At 32.1% G+C, this 13,620-nt stretch carries 13 protein-coding genes; 10 read left to right on the top strand and 3 right to left on the bottom strand.

Annotated elements, in window-relative coordinates:
• Positions 1–65 precede the first annotated feature (65 nt).
• A complete protein-coding gene (locus tag L3X39_RS13435; RefSeq protein WP_237232377.1) occupies positions 66–638 on the bottom strand; it encodes a non-canonical purine NTP diphosphatase in 573 nt (190 codons plus the stop codon).
• Positions 639–809: 171 nt separating this feature from the next.
• Here L3X39_RS13435 and hpf point away from each other — a divergent pair, with 171 nt between their 5' ends.
• Complete coding sequence (gene hpf, locus L3X39_RS13430; protein ID WP_237232376.1) at positions 810–1,109, top strand: ribosome hibernation-promoting factor, HPF/YfiA family; 300 nt, start codon at positions 810–812, stop codon at positions 1,107–1,109.
• Here hpf and rlmH read toward each other — a convergent pair.
• Entirely contained in the window at positions 1,106–1,579 is a 474-nt protein-coding gene (rlmH, locus tag L3X39_RS13425) for a 23S rRNA (pseudouridine(1915)-N(3))-methyltransferase RlmH (RefSeq protein WP_237232375.1), read from the bottom strand. The two genes, hpf and rlmH, sit on opposite strands and share 4 nt — an antisense overlap.
• Before the next feature lie 132 nt (positions 1,580–1,711).
• On the opposite strand from rlmH, the gene nadC reads away from it, so the two are divergent.
• The 3 genes from nadC to priA all read left to right on the top strand — a co-directional run bounded on the left by nadC (position 1,712) and on the right by priA (position 6,066).
• On the top strand, positions 1,712–2,572 hold the full coding sequence (nadC, locus tag L3X39_RS13420) for a carboxylating nicotinate-nucleotide diphosphorylase (protein ID WP_237232374.1): 861 nt from the start codon (positions 1,712–1,714) through the stop codon (positions 2,570–2,572).
• A gap of 95 nt (positions 2,573–2,667) precedes the next feature.
• Positions 2,668–3,609, top strand: a complete 942-nt coding sequence (locus L3X39_RS13415) for a YihY/virulence factor BrkB family protein (protein ID WP_237232373.1) — start codon at positions 2,668–2,670, stop codon at positions 3,607–3,609.
• Between the two features lie 3 nt (positions 3,610–3,612).
• Positions 3,613–6,066, top strand: coding sequence for a replication restart helicase PriA (priA, locus tag L3X39_RS13410; protein ID WP_237232372.1), 2,454 nt, complete (start codon positions 3,613–3,615; stop codon positions 6,064–6,066).
• A gap of 14 nt (positions 6,067–6,080) precedes the next feature.
• Here priA and L3X39_RS13405 read toward each other — a convergent pair whose 3' ends face one another.
• A complete protein-coding gene (locus L3X39_RS13405) occupies positions 6,081–6,776 on the bottom strand; it encodes a LytR/AlgR family response regulator transcription factor (protein ID WP_237232371.1) in 696 nt (231 codons plus the stop codon).
• Positions 6,777–6,987: 211 nt separating this feature from the next.
• On the opposite strand from L3X39_RS13405, the gene rpsF reads away from it, so the two are divergent.
• The 6 genes from rpsF to hisS all read left to right on the top strand — a co-directional run bounded on the left by rpsF (position 6,988) and on the right by hisS (position 13,345).
• Entirely contained in the window at positions 6,988–7,326 is a 339-nt protein-coding gene (rpsF, locus tag L3X39_RS13400) for a 30S ribosomal protein S6 (RefSeq protein WP_237232370.1), read from the top strand.
• Between the two features lie 2 nt (positions 7,327–7,328).
• Positions 7,329–7,628, top strand: a complete 300-nt coding sequence (gene rpsR, locus L3X39_RS13395) for a 30S ribosomal protein S18 (RefSeq protein WP_237232369.1) — start codon at positions 7,329–7,331, stop codon at positions 7,626–7,628.
• A gap of 13 nt (positions 7,629–7,641) precedes the next feature.
• On the top strand, positions 7,642–8,103 hold the full coding sequence (rplI, locus tag L3X39_RS13390) for a 50S ribosomal protein L9 (RefSeq protein ID WP_237232368.1): 462 nt from the start codon (positions 7,642–7,644) through the stop codon (positions 8,101–8,103).
• Between the two features lie 138 nt (positions 8,104–8,241).
• Positions 8,242–11,373, top strand: a complete 3,132-nt coding sequence (locus L3X39_RS13385; RefSeq protein ID WP_237232367.1) for a TonB-dependent receptor — start codon at positions 8,242–8,244, stop codon at positions 11,371–11,373.
• 60 nt (positions 11,374–11,433) lie between these two features.
• On the top strand, positions 11,434–11,904 hold the full coding sequence (locus tag L3X39_RS13380) for a DUF6495 family protein (protein ID WP_237232366.1): 471 nt from the start codon (positions 11,434–11,436) through the stop codon (positions 11,902–11,904).
• A 70-nt stretch (positions 11,905–11,974) separates the two neighbouring features.
• A complete protein-coding gene (hisS, locus tag L3X39_RS13375; RefSeq protein ID WP_237232365.1) occupies positions 11,975–13,345 on the top strand; it encodes a histidine--tRNA ligase in 1,371 nt (456 codons plus the stop codon).
• Positions 13,346–13,620: the final 275 nt, after the last annotated feature.

Raw genomic sequence — 13,620 nt, 5'->3', positions numbered from 1 at the left:
AAGTAAGACAATCTGAATTAATGACCAACGTGAAAATTAGTTTTTTATAACTAACTTTTTAATTTTTATGAATTTAAAAAATCAACAAGTTTTGTAATGGCTTTTCCTCGATGTCCAATGCTGTTTTTTAAACTTAAATCCATTTCAGCAAACGTCAAGTTGTATCCTTTAGGTTTGAAAACGGGATCGTATCCAAAGCCTTTTTTTCCTTGTTCAGTTTTGGTAATTTCTCCATTACAAATACCCGTAAAAGTTTGTAGTTTATTATTTATTATTAAGGCTATAACAGTTTTAAATTGGGCGTCTCTATCTTCTTTATTACTTAACTCATTCAACAGCTTATTCATGTTGTCTTCAGCGTTACGCTGTTCTCCAGCATAACGGGCAGAAAAAACACCAGGGTCACCATTTAAGGCTTTAACTTCTAAACCGGTATCATCTGCAAAACAATCATAGCCATAATTGGTTTTAATGTATTCTGCTTTTTGTATAGCGTTGCCTTCAATTGTACTCTTGGTTTCAGGAATATCTTCCAAACAACCAATGTCTTTTAAACTTAAAAGCTTAATGTGGCTAGGTATTAAAGTTTGTACTTCCTTTAATTTATTCTGGTTGTTTGTTGCGAAAACGAGTTGCATTTATGTAAAAAATCTAAGTTTCAAAAATACTATTATATTGATTTTAAATGAAATTATAAACTTTTAATATTATACAGAAAATTTATTACTATTTTATGATTTTAATCACAGTTGAATCGTTAAAAAATCTTTATATTTAAAAATATATTAATACTTAAAAAGAGAATGATTATGACAGTAAATATTCAGTATGTAGATGTAGATGTAAGTGAAACACTTTCAGCTTTCACAAAAGAAAAATTAGAAAAATTATTTAATAGATATGAGTTTTTAATTGGTGCCACGGTACATTTTAAACAAGACGAGAACAACCATGATGCTGGTAAAATTTGCAATATAGAGTTGAGTTTACCTGGACCAAGAATATTTGCAACTTCAAACGAGCATAACTTTGAAGTAGCTGTTAGAGAAACGATTAGCGATTTAGAGCGTCAAATAAAAAAACGCAAACAAGTTTATAAAACACATTAGCGATGATGATAAGGTTCATTTTTTAAAATGGTGAATCCTCTGTAAAGTTGCTCTATAAAAAATAAGCGAATCATTTGATGGGAAAATGTCATTTTTGATAATGATAATTTCCCATTTGCTTTTTTATAAACCTCGTCTGAGAATCCGTAAGGACCACCAATTACAAAAACTAATTGTTTAATGCCAGAGTTCATATGTTTTTGTAAATATGCCGAAAAGCCAATGGAGTCTAATTGTTTTCCATTTTCATCCAATAAAACTAAAACATCAGTGTTGTTAAGTTTATTTAAGATGAGTTCGCCTTCTTTTTGTTTTTGTTGAGCCTCACTTAAATGTTTGGTGTTTTTTAAGTCTGGAATTATTTCTAAAGAAAAATTAATATAAAAATTTAATCGTTTTATATAATCATCAATTAAAGATGTAAGGCGTTTATCATCAGTTTTGCCAATGGCAAGAAGTTTTATAGTCATAAAAACAAAATTAGCATTTAGAATTTATGAAAAACTCATTTAAAAGACAAAAAAAATTAAAATTCGTAATTGTAATATTTATTTAAGCCAATCAATTTCTTATTTTTGTTCAAATCTAACTAACTAAATATTATGATTACACAGGAGCAGTTTGACTCGGAAGTTAAAATGATAATAGCAAATGCCATTAGGGAAGATGTGGGAGATGGCGACCATAGTTCATTGGCTTGCATTCCTGAAAACGCAAGAGGTAGAGCAAAACTTTTGGTTAAAGACAAAGGTATTATTGGTGGTGTAAATTTTGCCAAAAAAGTATTTGCATATGTGGATAAGAATTTAAAACTTGATGTAAGGATAGAAGATGGTACTGAAGTATCGTTTGGAGATATTGTAATGTATGTTGAAGGACCTTCTCAATCCATATTAAAAGCAGAGCGTACCGTTTTAAACGCTATGCAACGTATGAGTGCTATAGCTACCAAAACAAGAATGTTTGTTGATTTGCTTGAAGGAACTAAAACCCAAATATTAGACACGCGTAAAACCACACCTGGAATACGTGTTTTAGAAAAATGGGCGGTAAAAATTGGAGGCGGTGAAAACCATAGATTTGCGCTGTATGATATGATTATGCTTAAAGATAACCATATTGATTTTGCGGGCGGTATTACCAAAGCCATTGAAATGACTAAACAATATTTGAAGGATACAGGTAGAAACTTGCAAATTATGGTAGAGGCTAGAAATTTAGTCGAAGTAGAAGAAATTTTGAGAAATGAAGGTGTTTACAGAATTTTACTAGATAATTTTGATTACGAAGATACCAGAAAAGCAGTTAAGTTAATTGGTGATAAATGCTTAACAGAATCATCAGGAAATATAAATGAAACTACAATTAGGTTTTATGCGGAATGTGGAGTAAACTATATTTCATGTGGTGCTTTAACTCACTCGGTTCATAATATGGATTTAAGTTTAAAAGCCATAAAATAATACTTTGATTTATAAGTTTTGTGTTTAGCTAAATTTAAAGTAACTAGTAATTTTAAATTTAATAACTTTACTATAAATCTCAACGTAAATAATTAATGACCAAACCTCTTGAAGACAAGCTTGACAAAATTCCTATAATTAATGTCTTGGTTCGGTTTTTAAAGCAAATAAAATTACCAGGCTTAGAAGGGTTATCTTTCTACGATTTATTAGAATTATATCTTACAGGTATTGTAAAAGGTGCTTTAACAACTCGGGCAAGTGCTATTGCGTTTAGCTTTTTTACTGCTATTTTTCCTTTTTTGTTATTTGTTTTAATTGTAATTCCTTATGTGCCTATTGATGATTTTAAAATTGAATTTTTAAGGTTTTTAGAATCATTTCTGCCACCTACAACTTCAGAATTTTTCTTCACCAATATTTTTGAAAATATAGATAATACGCAACGTGGTGGTTTATTGTCATCCGTATTTATTTTGTCGTTGGCATTAATGGCGAATGGTATTAATGCTATATTTTCTGGTTTTGAAAATTCCTATCATGAACAACTAACACGTAATGTTTTTAAACAATATTTTTATGCCTTAGGGATTGCCTTAATTTTAGCATTTTTACTCATTTTTACTATTGCAATTTTAGGATATTTTCAAATTTATATAGTTCAAGGTTTACTTGATGCTTTAAAAAATAGGGGTTATCAAGTTGATGTACAAAACATATTTTGGGCAAACTTGGTTAAATATGCTTTCTTTGTTGTAATGGTATATATAGCTACAGCTATATTATATTATTTTGGTACAAAAGAAGGAAAACATTCAAAGTTTTTTTCAATAGGTGCATTATTCACAACTCTATTAATTTTATTGTCATCTTATTTGTTTGGTGTTTATATTGAAAATTTTAGCCAGTATAATAAGTTATATGGCTCTATAGGTGCCCTTTTAATATTGTTATTCTATTTGTGGCTCAATGCTAATATTTTATTATTAGGATACGAGCTAAATGCTTCTTTAAATAATCTTCGAAAAAGGTATTAACCTATGGGAAACTTCATAGATGTTATCATACCTATTCCTCTTCAAAAACTATTCACATATAGTATAACAGAAGCCGAATTTGATTTTTTAAAAGTTGGAATGCGCGTAGCTGTCCCTTTTGGTAAATCAAAAATATATACTGGAATTGTTTATGCAATTCATAATACAGCGCCTACTGCTTACGAAGCTAAAGATATTCATCAGATTTTAGATGATTCACCAATTGTGAACAATATACAGTTAGAGTTATGGCAATGGATGGCTAAATATTACATGTGTACTTTAGGAGAGGTTATGCGAGCTGCATTGCCTACCGCCTTTATTTTAGAAAGTGAAACTATCATTACAAAAAACAAATTAAGACTTATTGATGAATCTACTTTAAGAGATGATGAGTTTTTAATTTATGAAGCATTACATCACCAATCTTCTTTAAAAATCCATGATATTTCTAATATTCTAGATAAGAAAAATGTGCTCCCAATAATTAAAAGACTGATAGATAAGGAGGCTATTTCTGTTGAGGAAGAAGTTTACGAAAAATACAAGCCTAAGTTGGTGCGCTATGTAAAGCTAAATTCTAAATACGCCTCAGAGTCATCTCTTCAAAATTTATTAGAAGACCTTAATAGAGCAAATAAACAAAAAGAAGTGGTTTTAACTTTATTTTCTATATCTGCTAAAACTAAAAAACCTGTAAAAGTTTCTGATTTATCTAATGAAAGTGGAGCGTCTTCATCTATTATTAAAACTTTAATAGATAAAGGGATTCTTGAGGAATATTTTATTCAAACGGATAGAGTACAATATTCAGGAGATGAGAATGAAGATTCAAAAAATCTCAACGAGTATCAAGTAAAAGCTTTGAGCGAAATAAATGCTTGCTTTAATGAACATCAGGTTACATTACTTCATGGTGTGACTTCTTCTGGGAAGACCGAAATATATGTTAAGCTTATAGAAGATGTTTTAGACTCAGGTAAACAGGTATTGTATTTACTTCCAGAAATTGCATTAACTACCCAATTGGTTACACGTCTACAGAACTATTTTGGTGAGCAAGTAGCCATTTTTCATTCTAAATATTCATCTTTTGAACGCGTTGAGGTATGGAATAATGTTTTGGAAAATTCAGCTAAAGCACAAATAGTTTTGGGGGCTCGTTCTTCAATTTTTTTACCTTTTAATAATTTAGGATTAATTATTGTTGATGAGGAGCACGAACAATCATTTAAACAATTTGATCCAGCGCCTCGGTATCATGCGCGAGATACCGCTGTTGTTCTTGCTAATTTACATAAAGCAAAAACACTTTTAGGTTCTGCTACACCTAGTTTGGAAAGTTACTTTAATGCAAAACAAAACAAATACGGTTTTGTTGAATTAATGCAACGATTTAACGATGTGTTAATGCCCGATGTTGAATTGATAGATATTAAAGATAAGCTGAAACGAAAACGGATGCAAGGACATTTTAGCGATAGGCTTATTGAAGAAATGACTGAAACACTGCGTGAGGGGCATCAAATTATTTTATTTCAAAACCGACGTGGTTTTTCGCCTATTGTTGAATGTAATACCTGCGGACATTCTCCACAATGTCCCAATTGCGATGTAAGTTTAACCTATCATCAATATAGAAATCAATTGCGCTGTCATTATTGTGGGTATAATATGGCTATGTTACAAGATTGTATGGCATGTGGGAGTCAAGATTTAGATAATAAGGGGTTTGGAACGGAACAAATTGAAGAAGAAGTAAAAATCCTATTTCCAGATTATAATGTAGGACGAATGGATTTAGATACTACTCGTGGAAAGTATGGTTATGAAAAAATTATAACGGCTCTTGAGCAACAAGAAATTGATATTTTGGTTGGTACTCAAATGCTTACTAAAGGCTTGGATTTTAGAAATGTGAAGCTAGTTGGGATAATGAATGCCGATAATATGCTAAACTTTCCAGATTTTAGAGCGCATGAGCGCAGTTTTCAGCTTATGGTTCAAGTATCGGGTAGGGCAGGACGCACTGAAGAGCGGGGTAAGGTATTAATTCAGACTTATAATCCGCATCATAATATATTACAGCAAGTATCTACCAATAATTATATTGATATGTTTAAAGAACAAATGAACGATCGTTATAATTATAAATATCCACCAGTATTTAAACAAATTAAGATAACGTTAAAACATAAAGATTATAATAGAGTGGAAACGGCTTCTATTTGGTACGCAAAATCGTTAAAGCAAGTGTTTGAAACCAACGTTTTAGGGCCAGAATCACCTCCAATTGCTAGAATACGAAATCAATTTCATAAAAATATTTTAGTTAAAATACCTAAAGAGCAATCATTATCAAAAACAAAAGAAGCTATCATTAAAATTAATAATAGCTTCCAAAGTATAAAAGATTTTCGGTCGGTTAAAGTAATTTTAAATGTCGATAACTTTTAATTGTTTATGGGTTTTTAAATATTATTCAAAGCATCAACAAGTTGAGTCTTTTTATTTCTACTTAGAGGAATTTCATAAGCACCAACTTCAACATTTTTACTGTTAAACCTGTCAATCTTATCAAGATTTACAATATAGGATTTATGAATTCTTAAAAATTTACCCTCAGGTAATTCAGCTTCAAAAGATTTCATCGTAGATAAAACCACTAAGCTGTTTTCTTCTGTAACTAATTTCACATAATCTCCAAGAGCCTCAATCCATTTAATGTCTTTTATATAAACTTTTCGTTTCTTAAGGTTGCTCTTTACAAAAATATGCTCACCTTCTTCTTCGCTAAAGTCTAAAGTCAATCTATGTTGCTCTAAAGCTTTTTCAACAGAAACATTAAAACGTTCTCTTGTTATGGGTTTATGTAAGTAATCGGTAGCATCGTAATTGAATGCTTTAAAAGCATATTCGGTTTTACCAGTTACAAAAATAATTTGGGGTTTTTTGTTTAATACGTCTAAAAGTTCAAATCCATTTAGCACTGGCATTTCAATGTCTAAAAAAATTAAATCAACTTGATGCGTATTTAAACCATTTTTAGTTTCTAAAGCACTACTGTACTCTGCTATTAAGTTAAGTGAAGGGTGATTCTCGACTAACTTAACAATAGAGAGACGTTGTATTGCTGAATCGTCTACTACTACACAGTTTAAAGTCATAACATTTTATATTATTTCGGTTAAGATATCGACAATAGTACAAAAAATTCGGGTAAAAACCAAAAAACATCGATGAAACGAGCATTTTAACATAATTTTAACATTTTTTAGATGCTAAACTTTATGTGTGATATTAGGGAAGTAATTAGTTGTCTAATATAGATAAATTATTTATTTTTGCAGCCAATTTTTAACAATTAAATAGATTTTTATGAATCATTATGAAACTGTTTTCATCTTAAATCCCGTTTTATCTGAAGATCAGATAAAGGAAACAGTAAAGAAATACGAAGATTTTCTTGTTTCTAACGGAGCTAAGATGGTAGCGAAAGAAGATTGGGGGCTAAAAAAATTAGCATACCCAATACAAAACAAGAAAAGTGGTTTCTATCACTTATTTGAGTACACTGTATCTGGTGAAGTAATTAATGCTTTAGAACTAGAATTTAGACGTGACGAGCGTTTTATGCGTTATTTAACTGTAGCGTTAGACAAGCACGCTATTTCTTGGGCAGAAAGAAGAAGAGAAAAACTTAAAGTAAAAGCGTAATTATGGCAACATCTATAGAACAACAATCAAAAGGAAAAAAAGATGGTGAAGTTAGATACTTAACACCATTGAATATTGATACTAATAAAGCAAAAAAGTATTGCCGTTTTAAAAAGTCTGGAATTAAATATATTGATTATAAAGATCCAGATTTCTTATTAAAGTTTGTAAACGAGCAAGGTAAAATTTTACCAAGACGTTTAACAGGAACTTCTTTAAAATACCAAAGAAAAGTTTCTGTAGCTGTAAAACGCGCAAGACATTTAGCCTTAATGCCATATGTGGCTGATTTATTAAAATAAAATACCGATAACAATGGAACTTATATTAAAACAAGACGTTGAAAATTTAGGATTTAAAGACGATGTTGTAACAGTTAAGAACGGTTATGGTAGAAATTTTTTAATTCCTCAAGGACAAGCTATTTTAGCAACAGTATCTGCTAAAAAAGTATTAGCAGAAAATTTAAAGCAACGCGCATTTAAAGACAAAAAATTAATTGAAGACGCCAATAAAACGGCTGAAGCAATTAAAGCCTTAGATATTAAAATTACTGCAAAAGCAACAGAAGGTGCATCTGCTGGTGATAAATTATTTGGTTCTGTAACCAAAGCAGATTTAGTTGAAGCTTTCGAAAAGGAAGGTCATACAATTGATAAAAAGTTTGTTACTATTACTGGAGGAAACATTAAACGTTTAGGACAGTATAACGCTGTAGTACGTTTACACCGTGAGGTAACTTTCGATTTTCCTTTTGAGGTAATTGCACAAGCATAATTAACAAATAGTTAATAAAAGCTTTAAATAAAGTTAAGCCACTCTTTTGAGTGGCTTTTTTTTATACTATTTTTGTTAGAATGTTTATTATGTATGCATAACAAATGTTGAACTAACTCAAAACAAATTTATTTCAAAATGAAAAAAACAAACTTTGTAATTTTCTTTTTATTTTTTGGTTTAATAGCCTTTTCGCAGGTTACTACATCAAACATTAAAGGGTTAATTTTAGATGAAACATCTGAACCACTTCCGGGTGCAAACATTGTTGCAATCCATACACCAACAGGTACAAAATATGGAGCCGCTTCAAATATTGACGGACGTTTTAATTTACTCAACCTAAGAGTAGGAGGACCTTACTCCATAACCATCAGCTTTGTTGGTTATAAAGAACAATCATTTAATGATGTGTTTCTTACTTTGGGTAAAACACAAAATTTAGACGTTACTCTTGTTGAAGATAGTCAGCAATTAGAAGCTGTTGTTATTCAAGGCAGACAAGGAACGGGTACTTTTGGTAGCGACCGTACGGGAGCTGAAACTAGTGTAGGTAGAAGAGAACTTACACGATTACCAACGATTTCGAGATCTGCATCTGATTTTACCAGATTAGAACCAACGGCTAGTGGTGGCTCTTTTGGTGGTAGAAATGATCAGTTTAATAACTTTTCTTTAGATGGTGCTATTTTTAACAACCCATTCGGATTAGATGCTGCAACACCAGGAGGTCAAACTGATGCGCAACCTATATCATTAGATGCGATAGACCAAATTCAAGTTACTACAGCGCCTTATGATGTTACACAATCTGGATTTACCGGAGCTTCTGTAAACGCTGTAACGAAAAGTGGAACAAATGAATTTCACGGGACAGTTTATGGGTTTACCAGAAATGAGTCTATGACCGGTAAGAAAATTAAAGGCGAAGAAGTAACTAGACCAGATTTAAATCAAACACAATATGGTGTTAGTATTGGTGGTCCTATCATAAAGAATAAATTGTTCTTTTTTGCGAATTTTGAAAGCGATGAAAGAGACGATTTAGGGACAAATGGGTGGATTCCTAATAATGAAGATGCAGTACAGTCAATCAACGAATCGAGAGTAAGAGAATCAGATTTAATTGCTGTACAAAGTGCCTTAGCAACTTTAGGTTACAATACAGGTGCGTACAAAGGATTTACTTATGCATCAGAATCTAAAAAAGGAATTGTTAAGCTAGACTGGAATATTGATGATAATAACCGTTTGGCAGTAATTTATAACTGGTTAAAAGCTTCAAAAGAAAAGCCTGCGCATCCAACTGCTTTAGGGTTTAGAGGACCAAATGCGGCTACACTTCAGTTTGAAAACTCTGGTTATGAAATTAACAACAACTTACAGTCAGTTCAATTAGAATTAAACTCTACACTATCTGAATCTTCATCAAATAAATTACAAATTGGCTATACTCATTTTGATGATTTTAGAAATCCATTATCAGTTCCAGCGCCAACAATCACGATTCAAGAAGGAGGTTCAAACTATATCATTGCAGGTCATGAGCCATTTTCAATTCATAATAGATTAGACCAAAAAGTGATTCAATTTACGAACAACCTTAACTTTTATGAAGGAGACCATACTTTTACAATAGGTACTAGTTTTGAGAAATTTGAATTTGATAACTCTTTTAATTTAGGAGTTTATGGTGCTAGAGGTGTATTCTTCCCATCTTATTCAAGTGTTGCTGATTTATTAGCTGATGCAGGTCCTGGCGGAGGATTAGAAATGATGTTAAACGATGCTACGGCTGCTCACAATGCTATTGAAGCCAATGGCGAAGGTGTTGCAGGTGGATGGGCTTTAGCTGAAACAAATGTTGGGCAGCTATCATTTTATGTACAAGATGAATGGAATTTGAGCGATAAGTTCAAATTAACATATGGTGTGCGTTTTGACAAACCATTATTTTTCGATTCTGCTCAAAAAGCACAAGAGGTTATTGATAGAGCATGTTGTTATGTGCCAGATATCCCTTATAGAAATCCAAACACGGGAGAAACTGTATTTTTAGATAATACGCAAATGCCTAACAGCGATTGGTTAATTTCTCCAAGAGTTGGTTTTAATTTCGATGTTAATGGCGACGATACCTTCCAATTACGTGGAGGTTCAGGATTGTTTACAGGACGCTTCCCGTTTGTATGGTTAGGAAACCAAATAGCTAACCCAGAAGTATTTTTCTATCAAGCTGTAGATCCAGATTATAAGTTTCCTCAAGTTTGGAGAACCAATATAGGAACAGATTATAGATTTGAAAGTGGTTTAATTTTAACAGCTGATGTTTCTTACACTAAGGATATTAATGGTGCTCATGTTCAAAACTGGGGATTATTGCCTCCATCAGGAACCTTGCAAGGTGTTGATAACAGACCAATTTATCAATCGTCTGATATTATAAATAATGCTTACGTATTTACAAACTCGGATAAAGGACGTATTTGGAACGCTTCATTAAAAGCTCAAAAAACTTTTGACAATGGTTTGTATACTATGTTAGCCTACAATTATTTAAACTCTCAAGATGTTAACTCAATTGAAGCAGAAATTACTGGAGATGCTTTTGCTTTCAACCCAGCTTTAGGCGATGTTAATAATGATGTGTTGGCGTATTCTAGATATGGTGATACACACCGTTTTATTGGTGTAATAAGCAAAAAATGGAATTACGGTAATGATAAGTGGGGAACTACCTTATCTACATTTTTTGAGTACGCTCAAGGAGGACGTTTTAACTACACATACGGTGGTGACATAAATGGTGATGGCTCTAACTTAAATGATTTAATTTATATCCCTACTTCTGGAGAAATCGGGCAAATGCAGTTTGCTAACGCAGGCGATGCTCAAGCGCTTGAAAACTACATTGCACAAGATGATTATTTAAGCGGGAGAAGAGGTCAGTACGCAGAGCGTTATGGTGCTTTAGCACCTTGGAGAGGACGTTGGGATATTAAGTTTTTACAAGATTATAATATTAAAATATCGGAAGATAAAACAAATACTATCCAGTTTAGTGTAGATATTTTAAACTTTGGAAACTTATTAAGTTCAGATTGGGGTGTTATTCAGCAACCAAACAATGTACAACCAATTGGTGTATCGGTTGATGGCTCTGGAACCCCTACCTATTCGTTTAATGGTAACCAAACAAGTACTTTTGGTTTCGACTCTAGTTTAGCGTCTAGATGGCAAGCACAATTTGGTTTACGTTATATTTTCTAAGAAAATAACAGATATATTCTTAAATTTGCGCTCCTTGTAAAGGGGCGCATTTTTTTTATTATGAAGTATAGAAGACTTACAAAAGAACAGTTTGAAGAACTACACCAAGAGTTTATTAATTTTTTAGCAACACAGTCCATAACTGCTGATGAGTGGACTAATTTAAAAGCTAACAAACCCGAATTGGCAGAAACGGAGTTGGATATGTTTAGCGATTTAATATGGGAAGGGGCTTTAAACCAAGCAGAATATTTAGAGCATTTTGCACCACAGCACATGTATTTGTTTCATTTAGGTGACGATAAAATGCACGCCATTGTTGTAAATGTTAAAAATGAAGCAATTGATATAACAACGACCGAAGGCTATAATTGGCTACGAGAGAACTTGATGGATGAAAACGTTGAGTTTTTGCAAGCTGATAAAGATTATACCCATGATAAAAACCTTGATAAATTTAAAATGATTGAACAAGGTGCTGTAATAACAAAAGGCGACTTATATAAGTATTTTAATAAGCTTATAAATTAAATTCTTTTATTTTTGTCATTTCGCACGTGATGCGGAATTTATTAATCACAAAAACACCATATTACCTTAAATGGCCCAAAAACCAAGCATCCCAAAAGGAACGAGAGATTTTAACCCGGAACAAGTAGCGAAACGTAACTATATATTTAATACGATTCGTAGTGCTTTTGAAACCTTTGGTTTTCAGCCTATTGAAACCCCAAGTTTTGAAAACTCTGATACCTTAATGGGGAAATATGGTGATGAAGGCGATAGACTGATTTTTAAGATTTTAAATTCTGGAGATTATTTAGCAAAGGCAGACAGCGATGCATATGATGAAAAAGATTCAAATAAATTGACTTCTTCAATTTCAGAAAAAGCACTCCGTTACGACCTTACCGTTCCCTTTGCACGTTTCGTAGTACAACACCAAAATGATATAGAATTCCCGTTTAAACGTTATCAAATACAACCCGTTTGGAGAGCAGACAGACCACAAAAAGGGCGTTTTAGAGAGTTTTACCAATGTGATGCTGATGTTGTTGGAAGTGATTCGTTATGGCAAGAAGTAGAGTTTATTCAATTATACGATACCGTTTTTAAGGCTTTAAAGCTTGAAGGCGTAACCGTTAAAATAAATAACCGTAAAATATTGTCTGGTATTGCTGAGGTTATTGGAGCCAGTGATAAACTCATCGATTTTACAGTAGCTTTAGATAAACTAGATAAAATAGGCGAGGAGAAGGTAAAAGAAGAAATGTTAAGTAAAGGTATTTCCGAAGAAGGAATTTTAACATTACAACCCTTATTTACGCTTTCAGGTTCGTTTGAATCTCAAATTGAAAGTTTAAAAAGTATATTAAACAATTCAGAGGAAGGAAAAAAAGGGATTGAAGAACTAGCCATTATAAACAATGCCATTGCAGAATTAGGTTTGTCAACTGCCACATTGCAATTAGATGTAACCTTGGCTCGTGGTTTAAACTACTACACAGGTGCTATTTTTGAAGTAGCTGGACCAAAAACAGTACAAATGGGTTCCATAGGTGGTGGTGGACGTTACGACGATTTAACGGGTATTTTTGGAATGCCAAATATGAGTGGTGTTGGTATAAGCTTTGGACTAGATCGTATTTATTTAGTCTTAGAAGAATTAGGTTTATTTCCTGAAACAGTCAATAAAAATGTTGAGGTTTTATTTATAAACTTTGGTAAAAAAGAAGCGCTTTACAGTTTAAAAGCTATTAAACAATTGCGTTTACAGGGTGTTAATGCAGAATTATATCCTGATGCTGCAAAAATGAAAAAACAAATGAATCATGCTAATAAGCGTAATATCCCATTTGTGGTTTTAGTAGGTGAGGAGGAAATCAACTCTAATACATATACTTTAAAAAACATGGTTTCGGGTGAGCAATCTAAAGTTTCACTAGCGGAATTAATAAACTTCGTAAAATAAAGAAGTCCTGAACGTCAATTCAGGACCTGTTTAGCATTGTAGATTTGGGTGTTTTAAAAAGCGACTAACTCAAACAAATAATCAATCTATCAATACCTATTTTGTAATTACAGATACTTTAATCTGTAATGGTGCTTTATTTAACTTTTTAATTATGAGGCTAATATACGATAAAATTTTAATAAAACACGATGAAATGCAAAAAAATACGATAAAATGTAATATTGATCATAAATTGTATAACTAAAACGGACAGTTATGCTATAAAAAAAGTC

It is taken from the genome of Flaviramulus multivorans (assembly GCF_021728415.1).
GTDB lineage: Bacteria > Bacteroidota > Bacteroidia > Flavobacteriales > Flavobacteriaceae > Sabulilitoribacter > Sabulilitoribacter multivorans.
Note: the sequence above shows the minus strand (reverse complement) of the source record. Positions and strands in the feature narration are given on the sequence as shown.

What these genes read in the sequence shown, in the direction of transcription:
- rlmH (WP_237232375.1), bottom strand. Translation starts at nt 1,579, where the DNA reads ATGACTATAAAACTTCTTGCCATTGGCAAAACTGATGATAAACGCCTT.
- hpf (WP_237232376.1), top strand. Translation starts at nt 810, where the DNA reads ATGACAGTAAATATTCAGTATGTAGATGTAGATGTAAGTGAAACACTT.
- rplI (WP_237232368.1), top strand. Translation starts at nt 7,642, where the DNA reads ATGGAACTTATATTAAAACAAGACGTTGAAAATTTAGGATTTAAAGAC.
- nadC (WP_237232374.1), top strand. Translation starts at nt 1,712, where the DNA reads ATGATTACACAGGAGCAGTTTGACTCGGAAGTTAAAATGATAATAGCA.
- priA (WP_237232372.1), top strand. Translation starts at nt 3,613, where the DNA reads ATGGGAAACTTCATAGATGTTATCATACCTATTCCTCTTCAAAAACTA.
- L3X39_RS13405 (WP_237232371.1), bottom strand. Translation starts at nt 6,776, where the DNA reads ATGACTTTAAACTGTGTAGTAGTAGACGATTCAGCAATACAACGTCTC.
- L3X39_RS13415 (WP_237232373.1), top strand. Translation starts at nt 2,668, where the DNA reads ATGACCAAACCTCTTGAAGACAAGCTTGACAAAATTCCTATAATTAAT.
- L3X39_RS13435 (WP_237232377.1), bottom strand. Translation starts at nt 638, where the DNA reads ATGCAACTCGTTTTCGCAACAAACAACCAGAATAAATTAAAGGAAGTA.
- rpsR (WP_237232369.1), top strand. Translation starts at nt 7,329, where the DNA reads ATGGCAACATCTATAGAACAACAATCAAAAGGAAAAAAAGATGGTGAA.
- hisS (WP_237232365.1), top strand. Translation starts at nt 11,975, where the DNA reads ATGGCCCAAAAACCAAGCATCCCAAAAGGAACGAGAGATTTTAACCCG.
- L3X39_RS13385 (WP_237232367.1), top strand. Translation starts at nt 8,242, where the DNA reads ATGAAAAAAACAAACTTTGTAATTTTCTTTTTATTTTTTGGTTTAATA.
- rpsF (WP_237232370.1), top strand. Translation starts at nt 6,988, where the DNA reads ATGAATCATTATGAAACTGTTTTCATCTTAAATCCCGTTTTATCTGAA.
- L3X39_RS13380 (WP_237232366.1), top strand. Translation starts at nt 11,434, where the DNA reads ATGAAGTATAGAAGACTTACAAAAGAACAGTTTGAAGAACTACACCAA.